The organism is Phycisphaeraceae bacterium, from assembly GCA_019636655.1.
Lineage (GTDB): Bacteria > Planctomycetota > Phycisphaerae > Phycisphaerales > UBA1924 > JAHBXB01.
The window spans coordinates 156,299-175,318 of record JAHBXB010000004.1 but is presented as its reverse complement, the minus strand read 5'-3'; the positions used below and the strand labels follow the sequence as shown (position 1 = coordinate 175,318).

The following is a 19,020-nucleotide window of genomic DNA, read 5'->3' as shown; positions in this document are numbered from 1 at the left end:
GCGATATGCTCGGCGGCAATGGGGCGATCGCGGAGCATGATGCGTACGGTGGTGTCCGCGTGGGCGATCATGCTCGCGGGCATGGGCGGCGGGGCGGTGTGGATCGTCATCAGCAACGGCAGCCGGGAATCGGTGTGGTTCCTGATCGTCCTCAGCGTGGCGGGGACGCTGGCGGTGGGAATCCGCGGGCTGCGGTGGGCTCGCCAACTCAAGCGGATCGAGGCGTCGGCGAGGTCGCTGGTCGACTGGACGCTGGCGTCGACGACCAAGGAGACCACGGCGGAGCCGCCGGGTGGGGCAGCACGCCTGGAGGACGACGAGTTCTCGACCCTGCGCGCCACCATCCTGGAACTTGGGCGGCGCCTGTCGGGCCACCTCAAGGAACTCGCGAAGAAGAGCCGCAATCTCGAGTCGCTTATTGATGCACTGGACGAGCCGGTCATCGCCACGGACAACCAGGAGCGGGTGCTGCTGTGCAACCGCTCGGCGGAATCACTACTGGGAGCCGGGCCGGGCAGGGTTGTGGGGCAGCCGATCGACTCGCTGTTCACGCAGGATGACCTGCTGCGGATGCACGCGGCGGCCCGCGCCGGCGAGGTGCGGAGAGGTCGGGTGAAGGTCACCACCCCGCTGGGGCCGCGGGTGTTCCAGGTTTCGGCCGCGCCGCTGCAGGCGGCCTGGGGAGAGGGGGTCTTCGGGGCGGTGTTGCTGCTGCGCGATGTGACAGAACTGGACCGCGCCGACCAGGTAAAGACGGACTTTGTGGCCAACGCATCGCACGAACTGCGGACGCCGGTGGCCACCATCCGCGGATCGCTCGAGACGCTACTGGACGGCGCGAAGGACGACCCGGAGATGGGCCCCAAACTGCTGCGCATGGCGCTGAGCCACGCGGAGCGCCTCGAGGAGATGACGCGGGATTTGCTTGACCTCTCGCGGCTGGAATCGCCCGACTTAATCGTCGAGGACAAGGCGCTGGACCTTGATCGCATGGAGACGTCCCTGCGCGGGATGTTCGAGGACATATGCAGCAAGCGCAGGCTCTCTCTCTCGCTGGAGTTTGATGCCGGCCTGCGCGGGGTGAGGACCGATCCCCGGCTGGTCAACCTCATCCTGCGCAACCTGGTCGAGAACGCGACGAAGTTCGCGTACGAAGGGACCACGATCCGCGTGCGCGGCAGGGTCGGCCCGGTAACGCCGGGTGGCGGGCGTGACGCGAGGGGGGTAGCGAGGTTCGAGGTCCTCGACAAGGGGATCGGCATCCCCCTCAACGTGCGGGAGCGCGTCTTCGAGCGCTACTTCCAGGTCGAGCCGGCGAGGACCGGAACCGGGAACGCCCTGCGCGGCACGGGGCTGGGTCTGGCGATCGCCAAGCACGCGGCCCGGGCGCTCGACGGCGAGATCGGGCTGGACTCGGTGTACCGCGAGGGGACCACGGCGTGGGTGGAACTGCCGGTGGTCATCGGCGGGTGACCGCTACTCGGGGAGGGGCGCAAAGTCCCGGCCACGGAGTTCGCGGAGGCGGGCGGCGAGGGCCTCGAGGAGTTTCTTCTCTCGGGCCGGATCACCCATGAGCCCCACGGTGCAGCGCATCGTCATGGTGACGGGGGGGATCGAATCGGCGGGGGCGCGGGGGAATGGCAGCGGCTCTGGACCGGGCTCGGCCGTGATCTCAAGGGTGGCCGGCTCGCCGGCAATGGTACGGAGGCTAAACAGGCGAGGGTTCGTGTCCGGCTCGCTGGCGGCCTCGACGGCGGCTTCGATCGACGGCGCCGTGACCAGCAGCGCCGCGTCGAGGTCGTACCAATCCGCTTCGACTTTCAAGGTAGAAGCGGTGGGGAGCAGCGGGTAGACGTTGGGATCTCGTGCCGGCCAGATCCCTCCCGCGGCGGCCTTGGCCCCATCCGAGGTGCAGGAACCCGACGTCGCGAGCACAAGAGCTGCAAACATCCTAACATATATAGAATACTTGGAGGATTGCGGCTTCACGAGGCGGGTCCGGCTGAGGGTGGAGGTGGGTTTTGGGCGTAGAGTATCACGAGGGGTTCATGGACGCAGGGGTGGTGGGGAAGCGGGGGCATTGGAGCACACACCGGGTGGACGTCACGATACAAGTGCCCGAGGGGGCCGAGCGTGTGGTCATGCTCGGCTTGGGCGATCGGAACCTGAAGATGATCAGGGAGGCCCTCGGGGTGAAGGTCAGTGCGCGCGCCGGGACTGTCACGATCAGCGGGGATCGGGACGCGGTCGCATCCGCCCGCGGGGTGCTGGAATACCTCCGGGATGCATCGGACCGGGGCGACCACCTGGAGCGAGACGAGGTCCTTGAGTTGATCGGCCGCGCCACCGACGGGGCGCGGAGCGGCCGGCGCCGGAGGGCGGACGGAAACGGGTTCGAGGCCGACGGCATGGGGGGACTCCCGGAGCCTGGCTGGCACGACGGTCTGGATGTGTACTCGAGCGGCCAGCGGGTGCGCCCGAAGTCGCCGAACCAGGACCGGTACCTGCAGGCCATCCGCGACAACGACCTGGTCTTTGGCATCGGGCCGGCGGGGACCGGGAAGACCTACCTGGCGGTCGCCGCGGCGGTGCAACTGCTCAAGAGCAACCGGGTCAAGCGGCTGATCCTGGTCCGGCCGGCGGTGGAGGCGGGGGAGCGGCTGGGGTTCCTGCCTGGGGACATCGAGGCCAAGGTGCACCCCTACCTGAGGCCGCTGCTCGATGCGCTGCACGACATGATGGATTATGCGACCATCAAGCGGTTCATGCTCAGCGACGTCGTCGAGATCGTTCCGCTGGCGTACATGCGTGGGCGGACGCTGAACAACGCATGCATCATCCTCGACGAAGCCCAGAACTCCACACGCGGGCAGATGCAGATGTTCCTGACCCGGATGGGCCACGGCAGCAAGACCATCGTCAATGGGGACACGACCCAGATCGACCTGCCGGATCCGACGGCGAGCGGGCTGGTTGATGCGGCCCGGCGGCTCCGACGCGTGCCCGGGGTGGACTTTGTAACACTGGACCGGGCGGACATCGTTCGCCACCCCCTTGTACAGAGGATTGTTGAGGCGTACGGCAACCCGGAGCACCCCGAGCGGGCCGACCTGATCGAGCAGGGTCAGGGAATGGCCAAGACAACACCCGAATCGAGGGGTGTCGACGAGACTGATCTGAGTGTCAGCAATGGGGGCACGCCGCAGGAACGACGATGAGACGGTGAGGACGGTACCTTTCTCGTTGCTGGAGGGACGCAAGCAGACCGCATGGCGCCAGAACCGCAGAAACCTGGGACGAGGATTCTCTCCGAGGAGATCCGTCGGGCCGCCAAGCGGCGTCCGGTGGACCTTGGCGGGCTGATGCGGCAGCCGGGCATCGGGCTGACGGTGCTGGTGTGGGTGGCGTTCGCCGTGGTGTGCACGGTGCTGCTGAACATCACGAGGGAGCAGCCGATCCTGAGCGTCGGCCGTGTGATGAATGAAACGGCGGCGGTGCGGGTGGGGTTCGAACTGGAGGATCGGCCGGCGACGGACGAGGACCGCAAGTCGGTCCGGCAGCAGACGCCTCGCGTGTACGTCGCGGACACCGCGGTGCTGATGGACATCCAGGGGTCGCTGGTGAACCTGCCGCGGACGGTGTCGACGGCGGAGACGATTGATGATGTGGCCAAGGAGATCCGGGAGCAGTTCCGACTGACGCCCGAGAGCCTGGCGGCGCTCAAGAGCGCGGTGAGCGAGGCGGGGGCGCCGAGCGAGGCGTGGACGATGGCGGTCGGGCGGCTGGTCGAACGGCTGACGTGGCGGCCGCTGCTGGACCAGCAGACGTGGCAGCGCGAGACGCAGTCGTTCAACAAGATGATCGAGCTGCGCGTGAGCACGACCGACGGGCTGGAGCGGCGGCTGGTGCCCTCGAACGAGGCCGTGAACATCGACGACGGCGCGAAGCTGGCGGAGACGATGCGGGCGTTGATCCGCGAGGCGGGCTTCGCGGCGCCGGTCTCCTCGGCGGTGCTGAGCCGGCTCACGGTCCTCCCCCGGCCGACGTACCGATTCGACCAGACGGCCACGACCGCGCGGCAGAACGAGGCGGCGGCCAAGGTGGCCCCGCGGATGATCAAGCCGGCGCCGGGGCAGGTGATCTTCGCCCGAGGCGACCGGCTGACGCCCAACGCGCTCGAGTTGTACCGGGCCGAGAAGAGCGAGTACCTGGCGCGGGCGGAGCGGTGGCAAGTGTGGCTGCCGCGGCTGAGCGTGGCCGGGGCGGTGACGGCCGTCACGCTTGCCCTGGCGGGGTACGCGGCGCTGTTCTGCCCGCGGATCCGTCGCCGGCCGGGGCGCGCGGCGGGGGTCGCGGGGCTGCTCGCGGGGATGCTGCTGGTGACGTGCTGGCTCGCGGCGGCGGACCCGAGGCTGGTGATCGTCGCGGCGGTCGCGCCAACGGTGTTCGCGACGGTGCTGCTGGTGATCGCGTACGACCAGCGGGTGGCGCTGGCCTTCGGGTGCCTGCAGGGCGTGCTGGTGTGCATCGCGCTGGAGGAGCCGATCGGGACGTACGCGCTGATCGTGACGGGCATCGGCGTGTGTGTGTGGATGCTCAAGGAGGTGCGGGATCGGTCGACGCTCGTCAAGATGGGCGTGGTGACTGGCCTGACGCTGGCGGGCGGGACGATCGTGGTCAGCCTCATCGACCGGCCGATGACCACCGCGTCGCTGGAACAGACGGTGCGCGATGCGGCGCTGGCGGGGAGCGGCGGGGTGCTGGTGTCGATGCTGGTGCTGTTCATCCTGCCGTGGATCGAGCGGGCCTTCGGGGTGGCGACGAGCCTGACGCTGATCGAGCTGCGAGATCCGAAGCAGCCGCTGCTGCGCGAGCTGCAGCAGCGTGCGCCGGGGACGTACAACCACTCGCTCAACGTCGCGAGCCTGGGAGAGGCCGCGGCGGAGTCGATCAAGGCCAACGGGCTGCTGGCGTACGTGGGGGCGCTGTACCACGACGTGGGCAAGATGAACAAGCCCGAGTACTTCGTGGAGAACCAGACGCCGGGGCTGAACAAGCACGACAAGCTCAGCCCGGCGATGAGCCTGCTGGTGATCGTGGGGCACGTGAAGGACGGCATGGAGCTCGCCCGGGAGTTCAACCTGCCCAAGGGGCTGCACCACTTCATCGAGGCGCACCACGGGACCACGCTGGTGGAGTACTTCTTCAACCGGGCGAGGAAGATGGCGGCGGGCGCGCCCGGCGGGGAGACGCAGGAGCCGCCGCAGGAGATCGAGTACCGCTACCCCGGGCCCAAGCCGCGCACCAAGGAGGTCGCCATCACGATGCTCTGCGACGCCGTGGAGAGCGCGGCGCGGAGCATGCCCAACCCGACGCCCAGCCGCATCGAGGCGATCGTGCGGGCGCTGGCGACCAAGCGGCTCATGGACGGGCAGTTCGACGACAGCGACCTGACGCTGCGGGAGCTCAACACGATCGTCGAGGCGGTGACGCGCACGCTGACGTCGATCTACCACGGCCGGATCGCGTACCCCGACGGGGTGGTGCCCGGCGTGGCCACCGGCGGCGGGCCGGGAGTCGCGGGGCCCAAGACGGGCGACGTCCGCCTCCAGGAGGCCGATCAGCCGACGCGGGCAGGCGAGGCGGTCGGCCGGGCGGGGTAGGCCGTCGACTCACGCAAGTTTGACCTTGAACACCGGCGCGGAGAGCCGGTAGATTGAGGTATGCAGAGCAAAGCCGCCACCGTTTCGGACTACCTCGCCGGGCTGCCCGAGGATCGATCACAGGCAATCCAGGCGGTTCGCAAGGTGATCCTGGCCAACCTCGGGAAGGGGTACCAGGAGGGCATGCAGTACGGCATGATCGGGTACTTCGTGCCCCACAGCGTGTACCCGGCAGGGTACCACTGCGACCCGAAGCAGCCGCTGCCGTTCGCCGGGCTGGCGTCGCAGAAGAACCACATGTCGGTCTACCTCATGTGCACGTACGGCAATGTGGAGCACCTGAAGTGGTTCCACCAGGCGTGGGCGAAGACGGGGAAGAAGCTCGACATGGGCAAGTCGTGCATCCGGTTCAAACGCGTGGAGGACCTGGCGCTGGACGTGATCGGCGAGGCGATCCAGCGCGTGCCGGTTCGGGCGTTCATCGAGCATTACGAGCGGGCGATCCTGACCAGCAACAAGGCGGCCGCGGCGAAGCGGGGGACGGTCAAGAAGGCAGCCGCTGCAAAGGCGCCCGCGAAGACCGTCCGCAAGACGACGGCGAAGAAGGCCGCCAAGGCGGGGGTGAGGCGGGCGGCTTCAGCGAGGTGAGCCGGGTACGGGGTGCTCGGGCCGCGACTGCATTGGCGGATCAAACGTCGCGCGGATCAGTCGCTCGACCTGGCGAGCATCAGTGATGCCCGTCAGCGTCATCCGGGCGTGGCCGCGTTGCCCTCCCGGGTACAGCAGCACATCGCCGCGGCCATCCCCGATGTCGACCCGCCGGATCTGGAGCGGGTGATCGGGTTCGAGCGCATCGAGGATCGCCCGCTGCGGTCGCTTGACCTCGAGTTTCAGCACCCGCGTGGTGGTGAGGGCGTACACGGTCCGGCGGGCCTGCCGCGCGGAGTACCAAGGAGCGAGAGCCACGGCCAGCGAAAATAACGTGAAGAACGTTCCCAATGACGCTGACCACCACACCGCGCTGTTGGTCGGACGGTCGCCCGGTCTCGACCATTGGATGAGCGGATCAATGCCGTGCAGTTGCTGCCAACTCAAAACGCTTCCAACAAAGAGGAACACCGAGAAGGCCGAGAGCACCGCGCAAAAGAACGCCGCGGGCCCTGCGGTCGTCCAAAACGCACGCCGCGCCGAGGGTTGGCCGCACCAGCGGAGTGTCTCGCCGGGATCGATCTCGGCCAGGAGGGCCTCACGAAGGGGGGCGGGGAGGTGGGACTCGATGGGATCGCTCACGCGAGGGGCATCCGTTCCTGGGCCGGCGTCGCCCGCGCCGGCGCCACTTGCCGTTTGAGCAGTTTCTCGAACACCGCACCGAGGATGGCGTAGACGACGACCACCCCGAACTCGAGGCCGGCGGCCGGCCACCGGATCTGGTCCTCGAACTGCTCCCGGGTCAGGCCGGGATGCCGGAGCGCCCAGACAAACGCCAGGATGATCACGCTCAGGAAAACCGCGGGCCACATCGTCAGCAACAGGCCCCCAAGCAACCGGAACTTCCAACTCGCCGCGGTGGCCTTGCTCATGGGCCTTCCCATGACCAGCATGTACAACGCCACGAGCGTGATCGCAATCTCAATACCAATGATCATGGCCATCTCCGCCCGAGAGGTTTGTTTCCGGAGCGGCGAGAGTCTCGCAAGGCGGGTGGCCGCTGTCAATCAGTTCGACGCCGGTACCTTGCATCAGGCATAGCGTCCACTTCTTAGGTTCGTCCCGTCAGGAACCAGCCTAGACAGATCGCGATCACGGCAAGGGTCCCTGCCGCCGCGGCGGCGCCGGCGCGGAACAGGCCGTCGATCGCCGTCGCCGGGCCGAAGTACCGGGTCATCTCGAGCGGCGTCGCCGCCCCATTGGCGACGGTGTAGACGAACGTCTCGACGTGGTCGTCGTCGGGTCGGCGGGTGAAGGTCACGGTTTCCGCGCCGCTGGGCTCTGCGCAGGTCGACACCGAGGCCCCCCAGAAGGACTTGCCCTGCGCCGCTTCGTACGCACGGAGAGAATCCGCGGCGTTCGAGGGGGTGGTGTACGTCGGGTCGGCCTTCCGCACCCACTGTTCGCCGTCGCTCGCGGCCACCCTGATCCATTCCCCCGCGGCGATCTCCGCCGCGGTGTTCCCGAGGGCGCGATGGAGCGTCGCGACCGGGGAGCCGTCAGGGGCGTCCAGCAGCGGCACAGATTCGTGCGCGGGGTACATGAGAAAGAGAAAGCCGTCCGGGACCGGCGTCCCGTCGAGGGCGGTCCATTCCGGCCGCGGACGGGACGCGGAGAGGATGAGCCAGAGTGCCGCGGCGAAGGATGCGAGCCACGCGGCGACTAGCACCACGATCCGCGCGGCGGCGCGTTTCGGCCTGAGGATGCTCATGTTCCGCGCCTCCGGAGGTTCACGACACGGCCGGGCCGGCCCCGGCCATAGGGGCGCCGCACTCGGGACACGCAGCCGTCGTGGGCAGGCCGGTTCTTGGGTAGCCGCAGCGGGGGCAGCAGCCGCGGCGTTCAAGCCGGAGAGCCTGACGTCGGCACAGCACGGCGCCCACAGCGCCAGCAAGGGCGATCAGCCAGAGCGGGCCCACACCTGCGAGACTCCACTCGGGCCTGTTGATGTGAAGAAGGACTCCCTCGATTCCATCGGCGTTGATCAGGTGCATGCGCGTGGGGCCGACACCGACGCCGCCTCCGGCCGGGCTCAAGCCTTGGAAGAACTCTGTCCATCGCGCGACGACACACCATGCGGCGATCGAGAGCATGGCGAGGGCAGCGAAGTACCAGGAACTCCTCCGCAGCGACCCTGCCGTCCATCGGCGGCGGGGCTTGTCGCGCGTTGGCTCGGCGGTGCTGTTCGCCATCGGCTTGGAGAGTACCACACGGGCGATCGCGTTCAGGCGTCCCGGCCGCACTCCGGGCAGACGGCCGCCGCGGGGAGGCCGGTACTTGGGTAGCCGCAGCCGTGGCAGCAGCCGCGGCGGTCGCACCGGTCAAGCCAGAGGAGAAGGCCTCGACACGCCGCGGCGCCTGCCGCGTTTCCAAGGGCGATCATCCAGATCGGGAACCACACCACCGCGACTCCACCCGGGTTGGGAGCGAAAAAGTACCCCCACCACCAGCTCATCGGGGTCTCGCGGCGAACCCATTGCCACTCCCACTGGGTATCCGGAGGCTGGCCTTCCCCAGCCGCCACCTCGGTGAGCCGCCAGTAATATACGTTCCCCGACTGGAGACCTGCGCTGCCCTTGAACGAACGACCCTTGTAGCCGACCGTCCACCGCGCACTGATGCACCACGCGGCGATGGAGAGGACGGCGAGGATGGCGAAGAACCACATGCCCGCCTGGAGCGACCGAGTGGGCCATCGGTGGCGGGGCACCTCGGACGTTGTCTCGGCAGCGCTGCTCGCCATCAGGGAACAGTACCTCCCCGGCGACGATCGGTTCACGTGGGCGATTTCGCTCAGGCGTCTCGGCCGCACTCCGGGCAGACGGCCGCCGCGGGGAGGCCGGTTCTTGGGTAGCCGCAGTGGAGACAGCAGCCGCGGCGGTCGAGCCGAAGAGCCTGACGTCGGCACAGCACGGCGCCCGCAACTCCGCCAAGGGCGGTCAGCCAGAGCGGGCACGACACATCGGAGTATCCGCCCGAGAGCGAGCGGTGGTAGGTGGGCCACGACCATCCCATCGGTGTCTCGCGGCGAAGCCAATGCCACGTCCACGGGGCGTCCGGAAGCTGGTCCACGGCAAACGCGTCGAGGGGTACCCGAACGTAGAGCACGTAGCCGGCGTCGACGCCGAAGCGGTCCAAGAAGGGGTGTCCCATGTAGAAAACCGTCCACCGCACACTGACGCCCCATGCGGTGACCGAGAGCACTGTGACGATGGCGAAGAACCACATCCCCACCCGCAGCGACCGAGCGGGCCATCGGCGGCGGGGCTTCTCGGGCGCTGGCTCGGCGGTGCTGTTCGCCATCGGCTTGGAGAGTACCACACGGGCAATCGCGCTCAGGCGTCCCGGCCGCATTCCGGGCAGACGGCCGTCGCGGGCAGGCCGGTTCTTGGGTAGCCGCAGTGGAGGCAGCAGCCGCGGCGGTGAGTTGGGTCAAGCCGATGGGCCAGGCCTCCGCACAGCACGGCGCCTGCAGCTCCGCCAAGAGCGATCAGCCAAAGCGGGCAGCGCACCATCCGGTAGGCGGTCGGGCCAGACAAGACGTAGAAAGGCCCATTCCAATCCATCCGGCGCACGCGGGCCTGGGTGTACTAATTCCGATGCCATCCCGGGGACGGAGCCAACTGCCGCCGCTTGGCGTCCGACGGCCACATGATCGAAACGCTGCCCGCATGAACGCCGAAGTAGCTCCCGAACTGGCCCGTGGTATAGACCCTCCACCGCACGCTGACGCACCACGCGGCGATCGAGAGCACGGTGAAGATGGCGAAGAACCACATGCCCACCCGCAGCGACCGTGCGGGCCATCGGCGGCGGCGGGTTATCGTGGGCACTGCCGGCATCAACTCGCCTCACGCCGAGTGAGCGTCACACCACCCGGTCTTCCTTCGCGATCCCCAGCGCCGGACGCACGTCCACCTGCACCATGACCTCGCCCTGCTTCTGCCGCGCGGCGTCCGCATCGGCGTAGTCGCTGTGGCAGCCCGCCTTGCCGGCGTCGGCGCCGACGGCCTTCTTGGTCTTGCTCGCGAGCCGGTGGATCTCATCGGGCGAGAGGACGCCGCGGCGCTCGAGGATCTCCCGCTGCTCGGGCGTGAGCGCGGCGGACTTCACGGGCCTGCCCCGCTCGAACCCCTCGGCCTTGCCGCTGGCGAACTCCTGGATCTCCTTGCTGATGCGGACGCTGCACCAGTCGTGCCCGCACATGGCGCAGAAGTCGGTGTCGACGTCGAGGTCCTCATCGTGGTAGGCCCGCGCGGTGTCGGGGTCGAAGGATAGTTCGAAGTGCTTCTCCCAGTTGAGCGCGGCGCGGGCCCGCGTCAGCTCGTCGTCGCGGTCGCGCGTCCCCGGGATGCCCAGGGCGACGTCCGCCGCGTGGGCGGCGATCTTGTAGGCGATGCAGCCTTGCTTCACATCGTCCTTCTTGGGGAGCCCCAGGTGCTCCTTGGGCGTGACGTAGCAGAGCATCGCGGCGCCGTGGTAGGCCATCGAGGTCGCGCCGATGCAGCTGGTGATGTGGTCGTAGCCGGGGAACATGTCCGTCACCAGCGGGCCCAGCACGTAGAAGGGCGCCCCGTGACAGAGCGTGCGCTGCACCTTGGCGTTGTACTCGATCTGGTCGAAGGGGACGTGGCCGGGGCCCTCGATCATGACCTGCACGCCCTTGCGCCAGGCGCGCTCGGTGAGCTCGCCGAGGGTCTCGAGTTCGGCGAGCTGGGCCGCATCGGTCGCATCCGCGAGGCCGCCGGGGCGCAGGCCGTCGCCGATGGAGAAGGTCACGTCGTACTCCCGCAGGATGTCGCAGATGTCGTCCCAGCGGGTGTACATGATGTTCTCGCTGTTGTGGACGAGCATCCACTTGGCGAGCAGCGAGCCGCCGCGGCTGACGATGCCGATCAGGCGGTTACGGACGTGCTTGAGGTGCGCCCGCCGGACGCCGGCGTGGATGGTGAAGTAGTCGACCCCCTGGCGGGCCTGGTGGTGCAGCGAGGCCTCGATCGTCGGCCAGTCCAGGTCCTCGATCTTCTTCCCGATGATCATCGAGTAGATGGGGACCGTGCCGATGGGGACGGTCGAGTGCCGGCAGAAGGCCTCGCGGCAGGCGTCGATGTCGCCGCCGGTGGAGAGGTCCATCACCGTGTCGGCCCCCCACTTCACCGCCCAGTCGAGCTTCTCGAGTTCCTCGTGCGTCCCCGAGGAGACGGGCGAGGCGCCCATGTTGGCGTTGATCTTGGTGAGGCTCGCCCGCCCGATCGCCATCGGGTCGAGGCGGTGCTTGAGGTGGTTGATGTTGGCGGGGATGACCATCCGCCCCGCGGCGACCTCGTCGCGGACCGCCTCGCCGCCGCGGCTGGGGAAGAGCTCGCCAAAGTGCGGCTCGCGCTCGGCGACCCGCTTCATCTGCGGCGTCACGATCCCCAGGCGGGCGTGCTCGAGCTGGGTGATCGGGGTGAAGCCGGCCGGGAGGGTCACGCGGACGCCCTGGCCGCGGGCGGTCTCGAAGGTGGCGACCCGGCAGCCCGGGGGCGGCGCCGCATCATCAGTTCCGGCGCCCGGTGCGTGGCTGAAGGAGGCCCGCCACCCATCGGGCAGGAAGTCCCACGCGGTCTTCTCGCTGGGCGCGGGCATGCCGGGGGTATCGGGAGAGGAGAACATCAGCGGCCCGCCCACATCGGGAGCGTTGGCGAACGAGCCGGGGGTGGTGACGGCGGCGGCGCGGCCGGGGTTGCGGGCGCCGTGGAGAGGCAGGGTCGGGGATTGAGTCGCGTTCAGCGTGGTCATGGTTCAGATCCGATTCGTAGGGGGAGAGCGGGATGAGCCCGCTCGGAACGGGAGAGCGCGGCCGCCGCGGCCGGCCTCAATCCCACCAGACGGCCCACCAGCGGTACCCCGGCGGCGGCGGCGGAACGCCGACCAGCCCGCTGGTGTCCGCCTCGTACACATCATCCGGGGAAAGACGCTCGAACCACCCGGCGATCTGCTCCTGGCTCGCCGTGGAGCAGACCAGGAGCGTGTCGACGAAGGGCCAGTCGGGATCGTCCATCACCTCGCAGACCTGGGCGAGGATACCGCCGACCTCGGGGCGGGCGCGGACCTGATCGACGGTGGCGCGGAACGCATCCATGCCCGGATGCTCGGAGAGGTTGCAGCCGATGGAGGCCTCGTCGTCGTTGCCATCGAAGAAGAGCCCCGACTCGACGCACGGCACGGCCCTGGGGTCCTCGTCGGACAGGCGCTGGATCTCGGCGATCAATGCAGCGCGTTTGTTGGATTCGGCCATCGCTTCCCTCCGCCGGTACGAACCGGGTCAGGTTCTACGGGTGCTTCTCAGCGGCGACTGTGTCCCACAGCGGGAAGGCGCCGCGCCCCGAGCAATGAGCGCAGTATAGAGGGAGCGGCGCCGCGTGGAACGGGGAAACCGCGAGTCCGGCCGGGGGCAGGGTCGGGGTCGGTGAACCATGCGAGTCAGCCGCGTCAGGCCCCGGGCTGGGTGGGGGTGTAGCCCATGCCCTTGTTGTACTCGGCCGAGCCGCCCTGGGGGATCGTCAGCGTCTGCCACGGTGTACCGGCCCTCGACGCCAAGACCTTGGCCGTCTGCACGATCTGCCCCGCGTGGTAGGCGGTGTGGGACAACGACCGGGCCAGAGCGAGAGCGAGGGTGTGCGGCTGGCCGCGGATCTTCAGCGTTCGGCCGAGGTCGGCGTCGGTGATGCTCTGCAAGACGCCCTCGAGCGTCTCCCAGCCCGCGTTCCACGCGGCGAGCATCGCTTCGCGGTCGCGGAAGTCGTCGATGAACTCGCCGTCGCGGTTCCGGTCGGGCTTCTCGCCATCGGTCGTCAAGGGGTCGGTCCAGCGTGAGCGGAGGTTGCCGCCCAGGTGCTTCATCATGACGGCGATCGAGTTCACCTCCGGGTCGAGCGCGAACCGCACCTGGTCCCACGAGAGCTGTTCGGCGGCCCGCTCGGCCAGTCGGCGGTAGCGGCGGAACTCGGAGTCGAAGGCGTCGACAGTTACTCGGGTCATGTGGTCCTCACGACGGGATACGCAACGGCCGCCTGCCTCCTGCGCTCGACTCAACAGGGCGGGGGGATGGGGGGCGTTCACCCACCCGTATTCTGGCGTGCCCAGCATTCCTGGCAACCCTCGGCACGCCAGCCGGAATACGGGAGCATGGACCATCGCATCGATCGCCGGACATTCATGATGACCCAGGCCGCCGCGCTGGCGGTGATTGGCTCGGGAGTCAGCCTCGCCATGGGTCAGGCGGTGCACACCACCGAGGGGGATCAGGTGAATGCGGGCGCGTGGCCCGGATTCCCGCAGCAGGACCCGGCCCTGGTTCGCGAGATCGTCGGCGCCTCCCATGGGAACAGCACGCGGGTCGCCGAGTTGCTCCGCGCCCATCCCGCCCTGGCCAAGGCGTCGTACGACTGGGGGTACGGAGACTGGGAGTCGGCGCTCGGGGCGGCGTCGCACGTGGGAAACCGCGAGATTGCCGAGATGCTTCTCTCGCACGGGGCGAGGCTGGACCTGTTCGCGGCGGCGATGCTCGGCATGGTTGACGTGGTGAAGGCCATGGTCGACGCGAGCCCGGGGGTGGAGGGGACCGCGGGACCACACGGCATCACGCTGCTCAGCCACGCCCGGGCCGGGAAAGACGAGGCGATGATCGCATTTCTTGAGCTGCTGCCGGCCGCGGGGCAGCCGGTTCCCGCCGTGCTCTCGGAGTCGGACGTTGAGCTCTACCTGGGTGAGTACACGCAGGATGCCGGGCCACCTCTGGCGGTGGGCAGGACTCGGGCTGGAATGAGCCTGAAGGCGGGCGGCTCGGCCGAGCGCAACCTGGTCCGAGTCGTCGGGCACCAGTTTCACCCTGCCGGGGCTCCGAACGTCCGGGTGACGTTTACCGTCGAAGGCGGCACCGCGCGGCGTATCGAGATCGTCGAGGATGCCTGGTTTGTGGCGGCGGTTCGCGTGTAGGGCATTCGGTCCGCGACATGGCTGCGCATCGGGCGTCGCCGCTGCTCAAGCCGCGGCCGCTCGCGGCAACACGGGCCGCCGCACGAAGGCCGCCCCGAGCACCGTCACCGGCAGCAGCAGCACGATGAACGCCACGTGGTACCACGCGGGCATGAGGCTCCACACGCTCGCCTGCACACCGATGCCGGTGCCCACGAGCGCGACGCCAAGGCACAGCGCGGCGGCAACAGCCCGGCCTCGGGCGATCGCGCCGCACAGGATCCCGCCGACCAGCGAGCAGACGACGCTCTGCCCGAGGAGCGCCACGAGCGGCAGCGTCGCCTCGTACCGCTCCTGTCGCCCGCTCACGGCCGCGGCCGCCTCTGCAAAGAGGAAGTGGTTGCCGACGAGCCAGAGCACCGTCCAGGCCGCGTATCCGATGACGACACCGAGAGTTGCACGGAGCATGGTCGTTCCTTTCCGCGGCGTCGCCGCGATGCGCGTTCCTCGCCCTTCCTGCGAGACGAACTTCGGTCGGATCACCCGGCGACCGGCCAGTTCTCGCTCCGGCAGGCCTTGGGCGCCGGCAGGATCTTGAACAGGACATACAGCATCCTGATCCCGAACGCGGGCCTCCCCGTCTCGATGACCGACTTGAGCGTGTTCACGATCATGCGGCCGCCCGAGGTCATCTGCTTGGCCGTCTTGGTGCCGACCGGGATATCCCTGATGGTGAGCGTGAACTCGGTTCCCTCGGGGACCTCCCGCAGGTCGTAGACAACGGCGCACGGCGGGTCGTTGAGATTGGTGAAGCGGAAGGTGTGGCTGAAGCGCCGCGGCGGGTCGAACTCGAGGATCTCCCCCACCACGCCCGTGTATTTGGAGTCGGGCGTTCTCATGGCGAGCTTCGTGCCTGGCGCCAGCCCGCCGGGGCCCAGGTGCATGCGGTTGTTGAAGAAGCACGCGATCGGGGCGTCGGTGCGGGTGATCTCCCGCCAGACGTCGCGGATGGAGCCGTTGATGACGATCTTGAAAACGCTTGTGGGCTGCTCAGGCACAGTCTGCCGCCTTTCGTGATACGCGGGACTCGATGCGGTCCTTGATGTCCGCCATGCGCCCGGCCCAGAACGAGCTGTAGCGATCGGTCCACCGGTCATAGATCAACTGGATGGGGACGACGTTGAAGAACAGCCGCCGCTCCCGACCCGCCTTCTGGGAGTGCACGAGCCCGGCGTCCTCCAGCACCCGCAGGTGCTTCATCACCGCGATGCGGCTCGACTCGAACCTCGCGGCGACACCCGAGACCGTCGCCCCCGGGTGGCCGGCCAGGTGATCGAGGATGGCCCGGCGTGTCGCGTGCGCCAGGGCGTGGAAGATGGAGTCCATGTCGTCCGACTTCATTGGTAACCATATGGTTACCTTTTATTCTCCGGTTGTCAAGCCCATTCGCGAAAACTCCGGTGTTCAGGGTGCCCGCCGCGAACAATCCCCCATGGCCGATCCGCAGATCCGCGGCATCTACGAGACTGTCCTGTATGCCACGCCGACGGGGCCGACGGTGGCGTTCTACCGCGAGGTGCTGGGACTGAAGCCGATCGGCCATGGCTCGGACCTCGGCGGCGCGTTCCGACTGCCCGATGGCGGCGTCCTGCTGATCTTCGACCCGGCGCTGTCGTCCATCGCGGGCCGGCTGGTCCCCACGCACGGGCGTCCCATGGCGGCCGGGGCGGGGCACGCGGCGTTCAGCGTGGCGCCCGGCGAGTACGGCGCGTGGATCGACCGGCTGCGGCGGCACGGCGTCGTGATCGAGCACGAGCACACCTGGGCCCCCGGCGGCAGGTCGGTGTATTTCCGAGATCCCGCGGGAAACTCCGTTGAACTCGTCGACGGCCAGGTCTGGGAGACCTGACCCTACAAGCCAAGGGCGACGACGATCGCTCCGACAGGGATCCAGATCGCCAGCGACAGACCCAGCCCGATCAGGACGAGGCAGGCGAAGACCGACCAGCGATCCCGCCTGCCGATGCAGACCCACGCGATCTCTCGTCCCTTCATGGTGGCTTCTCCGGCCGACAACGCGGCACACAACGCCACCATGAGCAGGTACCGGCTCATCCCCGCGGTGCCACGGGTCCACGCGAACGTCAGGATACAGAGCACGATGAAGACCCCAGCGATGTACGGCGTCGCCTTGAACATCCGCCGGATCGCCGCGCCGTATCCGGGGAACTGCTCCAGCTTCGAGAACCACGCGGCGGGAAACGCGGCGTTGCACTCCGGGCAGCGTGTGCTGGGGCTTGTGCCGCTGATCCCGGAGAGGTCGTACCCGCAGTTCTCGCAGCGATTGGAGGGGAGGTCCGCGACGGAACGCTTCGCGAACGGGTCAAGCGTGGGGCTCTCGCACGATGGGCACGTTACGAGGCCGGATTCGTTGGGCGGGCACCCCCGGAGATCGCACCCGCAGTACGGGCACTCACCCGCGGACTTTGCCGACTTGGGGGGGCCCAGACCCGCGGGCGGTTTGAACTTGGAGCGAACGTGGTACATGGCCGTTCCGGAGTGTACCGACCGGGGGCCGCGCGGCTTCGGGATCGCTCGCTCGTCAACGGCGAAGTTCGACGATGAGCGAGCCCTTGGGCTCGTTGCCCACCGTCACGGGACCGTAGGTCTTCGGGGTTTCGGCGTTCGCCGCCGAGTAGTTGTCGATACGGGTAAACCCGGCCTGCCTCGCGAAATCGTCCATCACAGAGAACGAGTACCCGAACTTGTGCTGGCCGTCCACGAACAGGTGGTTGATGGCCTGCGCCATCGGATCCTCGAATCGGCGCGGGTAGAAGTCGGTGACCTCGCCGCGTGCGATCTTCAGGGCGTGCTCTAGGCACGGCACCGCGACCCGGGCGATCCCCTCGTCGGTCAGGACCCGCCGCATCTCGCCGAGCAGGTGCAGGGCCTCATCCGGAAAGAGGTGCTCGAGCGTGTGGCTGAGCCAGATGAACGCCACGGACTTGTCGCGGAACGGGAGGCCGTTTCGAAGGTCGAGCCAGAGATCGATCCTGCGGAAGCGGTTGCCGTCGCAGTTGATCATCCCTTCAACGTACTTGGGGCCGCAGCCGAGGTGGAGATAGTGCCCCTCCGGCCGCGCCGGTGTCCGGAACCGGAGGCGCCCGGCCCACGTCGAGGGCAGGCTTGCCCATTGGTTGAAGAAGAACAGGATGTCCTTGACCTGTTGCTTGAGCATGCGCGCGGAGTATAACCCTGGGCGGCGACGCCGCCGGTGCTCACAGTTCGGCGAACCAACCGCCCCGCTGGAGGCGATTGACGAGGGAATCCCCAGCGCACGGGCCTGTCTGCCCGATAAACCAAGGCCGTGATGAACTCCAGACCCGTCAACCTGTTCATCAACGCCGCGTTGATCGCCCTGATCGTCGTCGCGGCGGCGGTGTTCGTGTACCGGGGCCCGTACCGCGCCATGACCATCGGCAACGCCGACTTTGCGCTCGTGTACTCCTCCGCGCGGACCTGGCTGGTCGGCGGCAATCCCTACGACTCGCAGCAGATCTCGCGCGTGTGGCTTGAGGCCGGCGGCGGTGTCGACCGCAACCCGGCCGAACGCGGCAGCACCGTGCTCCTGTACCCGCCGGCCACGTTCGCCCTGCTCTCGCCCCTTGCGGCTCTGCCGTGGCGCCTCGCCGCGGCCTCGTGGGTCGCGCTCAACGTGGTCCTCTGGCTGGCGAGTGTCTGGATCGTCGGCGGCATGGCCGGGCTGAGGCCCGGTGCGAGGACGACCCGCCTCTACTGGGCGGCTGGTCTCGCGTTCGCGCCGGCGCACACCTGCATCGGGCACGGCCAGACCGCGATCCTGGCCGTCGCGCTCGCGGTCCTCGGGCTGGCACATCTCCAGCGGAACGGTGCGAATCCCCGCGGCATTCTCCCCGGCGTCCTGCTCGGGCTCGGCGCCGCCATCAAGCCGCAGGTCGCCGCGCTCTTCACGGTCTACGCAGGCGGCAGGGCCCGTTGGCGGGCGGTCGCAGGGAGCATCGCCGCCGTTGCCCTCGCGCTGGGGATCGGCGCGGCACGGATGCAGCTTTCTGGCATTCCGTGGTGGTCCAGCTGGCGGGCCAACGTCGCCGCGTTCACCCTCACCGACGATGGCGATCCCACCGCGGCCAATCCCTGGCGCTTCCAGCTCATCAACCTTCACTTCCCGCTTCACACCATCACCGACGACCGCTTGGTCGTGCGCGTGAGCGCGCTCGTGATCGTCGGCGCTCTGGCCCTGGCCTACTACCTCGTCGACCGCCGTCGGGCGACGCGACGCGCCGACCTGTGCTCGCTCGGCGTGGTCTCGGTGGTCACGCTGCTGGTGGTCTACCACCGCGCCTACGACGCCTGCGTGCTGGTCTTGCCCCTGGCCTGGGCGATTGCCACGCTGGCGGACCCATCCGAGCCACGGCGCGTGCGTCGTCTCGCCGCGGCGGCGCTCGTCTGCGTGGCCGCCTTCCTGACTCCCGGCGGACCGATGCTTGTCGTCCTCCACGAATGGGGGTGGGTGCCGGATCGTCTTGCCGCGTCGGCGCTCTGGCAGACCCTCCTCGTCCCCTACGCCACGTGGGCGCTGGTCCTCCTGGGTGTCATGCTGATCCTCGCCCGGGCCTCAACACCCCGGGACGAGCGTCCGCTGCTGTAAGGA

The 19,020-nt window shown here is 68.6% G+C and carries 23 protein-coding genes and 1 riboswitch; of the genes, 7 read left to right on the top strand and 16 right to left on the bottom strand.

Annotation, left to right across the window (positions count from 1 at the left end; genetic code table 11):
• The first annotated feature begins 36 nt into the window (after nt 1-36).
• Nucleotides 37-1,473, top strand: a complete 1,437-nt coding sequence (locus KF745_12380; protein MBX3359211.1) for a PAS domain-containing protein — start codon at nt 37-39, stop codon at nt 1,471-1,473.
• Between the two features lie 3 nt (nt 1,474-1,476).
• Here the strand turns inward: KF745_12380 and KF745_12375 are convergent, their stop codons facing one another.
• Complete coding sequence (locus KF745_12375; GenBank protein ID MBX3359210.1) at nt 1,477-1,950, bottom strand: hypothetical protein; 474 nt, start codon at nt 1,948-1,950, stop codon at nt 1,477-1,479.
• Nucleotides 1,951-2,096: 146 nt separating this feature from the next.
• On the opposite strand from KF745_12375, the gene KF745_12370 reads away from it, so the two are divergent.
• From KF745_12370 to KF745_12360, 3 genes are read left to right on the top strand one after another with little or no spacing between them, the layout of a single operon-like run.
• Nucleotides 2,097-3,218 (top strand): PhoH family protein, encoded by a 1,122-nt coding sequence (locus KF745_12370; protein MBX3359209.1) that lies wholly within the window; start codon nt 2,097-2,099, stop codon nt 3,216-3,218.
• Between the two features lie 51 nt (nt 3,219-3,269).
• A complete protein-coding gene (locus KF745_12365) occupies nt 3,270-5,663 on the top strand; it encodes an HDIG domain-containing protein (protein ID MBX3359208.1) in 2,394 nt (797 codons plus the stop codon).
• Between the two features lie 60 nt (nt 5,664-5,723).
• Complete coding sequence (locus KF745_12360; GenBank protein MBX3359207.1) at nt 5,724-6,311, top strand: DUF1801 domain-containing protein; 588 nt, start codon at nt 5,724-5,726, stop codon at nt 6,309-6,311.
• Here KF745_12360 and KF745_12355 read toward each other — a convergent pair.
• The 10 genes from KF745_12355 to KF745_12310 all read right to left on the bottom strand — a co-directional run bounded on the left by KF745_12355 (nt 6,300) and on the right by KF745_12310 (nt 13,394).
• Nucleotides 6,300-6,953 carry a hypothetical protein gene (locus tag KF745_12355; protein MBX3359206.1) on the bottom strand — a complete coding sequence of 218 codons (654 nt, stop codon included), beginning with the start codon at nt 6,951-6,953 and terminating at the stop codon, nt 6,300-6,302. The genes KF745_12360 and KF745_12355 overlap by 12 nt on opposite strands.
• The gene (locus KF745_12350; GenBank protein ID MBX3359205.1) at nt 6,950-7,309 is read right to left on the bottom strand and encodes a hypothetical protein; all 360 of its coding nucleotides are present in this window, start codon (nt 7,307-7,309) and stop codon (nt 6,950-6,952) included. Before KF745_12350 ends, KF745_12355 begins: the two co-directional genes overlap by 4 nt.
• Before the next feature lie 113 nt (nt 7,310-7,422).
• Complete coding sequence (locus KF745_12345; protein ID MBX3359204.1) at nt 7,423-8,082, bottom strand: hypothetical protein; 660 nt, start codon at nt 8,080-8,082, stop codon at nt 7,423-7,425.
• A 19-nt stretch (nt 8,083-8,101) separates the two neighbouring features.
• Nucleotides 8,102-8,563, bottom strand: a complete 462-nt coding sequence (locus KF745_12340; protein MBX3359203.1) for a hypothetical protein — start codon at nt 8,561-8,563, stop codon at nt 8,102-8,104.
• A gap of 32 nt (nt 8,564-8,595) precedes the next feature.
• Nucleotides 8,596-9,114, bottom strand: coding sequence for a hypothetical protein (locus tag KF745_12335; protein ID MBX3359202.1), 519 nt, complete (start codon nt 9,112-9,114; stop codon nt 8,596-8,598).
• 50 nt (nt 9,115-9,164) lie between these two features.
• Nucleotides 9,165-9,674, bottom strand: a complete 510-nt coding sequence (locus KF745_12330; protein ID MBX3359201.1) for a hypothetical protein — start codon at nt 9,672-9,674, stop codon at nt 9,165-9,167.
• 287 nt (nt 9,675-9,961) lie between these two features.
• Nucleotides 9,962-10,204 carry a hypothetical protein gene (locus KF745_12325; GenBank protein MBX3359200.1) on the bottom strand — a complete coding sequence of 81 codons (243 nt, stop codon included), beginning with the start codon at nt 10,202-10,204 and terminating at the stop codon, nt 9,962-9,964.
• 34 nt (nt 10,205-10,238) lie between these two features.
• Complete coding sequence (gene thiC / locus KF745_12320) at nt 10,239-11,999, bottom strand: phosphomethylpyrimidine synthase (protein MBX3359199.1); 1,761 nt, start codon at nt 11,997-11,999, stop codon at nt 10,239-10,241.
• Nucleotides 12,000-12,228: 229 nt separating this feature from the next.
• On the bottom strand, nt 12,229-12,651 hold the full coding sequence (locus KF745_12315; protein MBX3359198.1) for a hypothetical protein: 423 nt from the start codon (nt 12,649-12,651) through the stop codon (nt 12,229-12,231).
• A riboswitch (TPP riboswitch) is annotated at nt 12,639-12,751 on the bottom strand. It overlaps the preceding gene by 13 nt.
• Nucleotides 12,752-12,845: 94 nt before the next feature.
• A complete protein-coding gene (locus KF745_12310; GenBank protein MBX3359197.1) occupies nt 12,846-13,394 on the bottom strand; it encodes a DUF1572 family protein in 549 nt (182 codons plus the stop codon).
• 147 nt (nt 13,395-13,541) lie between these two features.
• Here KF745_12310 and KF745_12305 point away from each other — a divergent pair, with 147 nt between their 5' ends.
• Nucleotides 13,542-14,351, top strand: a complete 810-nt coding sequence (locus KF745_12305; protein MBX3359196.1) for a hypothetical protein — start codon at nt 13,542-13,544, stop codon at nt 14,349-14,351.
• 45 nt (nt 14,352-14,396) lie between these two features.
• On the opposite strand, the gene KF745_12300 is transcribed toward KF745_12305, so the two are convergent.
• The 3 genes from KF745_12300 to KF745_12290 all read right to left on the bottom strand — a co-directional run bounded on the left by KF745_12300 (nt 14,397) and on the right by KF745_12290 (nt 15,731).
• On the bottom strand, nt 14,397-14,798 hold the full coding sequence (locus KF745_12300) for a hypothetical protein (protein ID MBX3359195.1): 402 nt from the start codon (nt 14,796-14,798) through the stop codon (nt 14,397-14,399).
• 71 nt (nt 14,799-14,869) lie between these two features.
• A complete protein-coding gene (locus KF745_12295; protein MBX3359194.1) occupies nt 14,870-15,388 on the bottom strand; it encodes an SRPBCC domain-containing protein in 519 nt (172 codons plus the stop codon).
• A complete protein-coding gene (locus KF745_12290) occupies nt 15,381-15,731 on the bottom strand; it encodes a helix-turn-helix transcriptional regulator (protein ID MBX3359193.1) in 351 nt (116 codons plus the stop codon). The genes KF745_12295 and KF745_12290 overlap by 8 nt, the downstream gene beginning before the upstream one ends.
• Before the next feature lie 91 nt (nt 15,732-15,822).
• Between KF745_12290 and KF745_12285 the strand changes: the two genes are divergently transcribed.
• The gene (locus tag KF745_12285; GenBank protein MBX3359192.1) at nt 15,823-16,239 is read left to right on the top strand and encodes a VOC family protein; all 417 of its coding nucleotides are present in this window, start codon (nt 15,823-15,825) and stop codon (nt 16,237-16,239) included.
• 2 nt (nt 16,240-16,241) lie between these two features.
• Here KF745_12285 and KF745_12280 read toward each other — a convergent pair whose 3' ends face one another.
• The gene (locus KF745_12280; protein MBX3359191.1) at nt 16,242-16,877 is read right to left on the bottom strand and encodes a hypothetical protein; all 636 of its coding nucleotides are present in this window, start codon (nt 16,875-16,877) and stop codon (nt 16,242-16,244) included.
• Nucleotides 16,878-16,932: 55 nt separating this feature from the next.
• Nucleotides 16,933-17,568 (bottom strand): methyltransferase domain-containing protein, encoded by a 636-nt coding sequence (locus KF745_12275; GenBank protein ID MBX3359190.1) that lies wholly within the window; start codon nt 17,566-17,568, stop codon nt 16,933-16,935.
• Nucleotides 17,569-17,700: 132 nt separating this feature from the next.
• Between KF745_12275 and KF745_12270 the strand changes: the two genes are divergently transcribed.
• Nucleotides 17,701-19,017: a DUF2029 domain-containing protein gene (locus KF745_12270; protein ID MBX3359189.1), complete on the top strand. Its 1,317-nt coding sequence runs from the start codon at nt 17,701-17,703 to the stop codon at nt 19,015-19,017.
• The last annotated feature ends 3 nt before the right edge of the window (nt 19,018-19,020 follow it).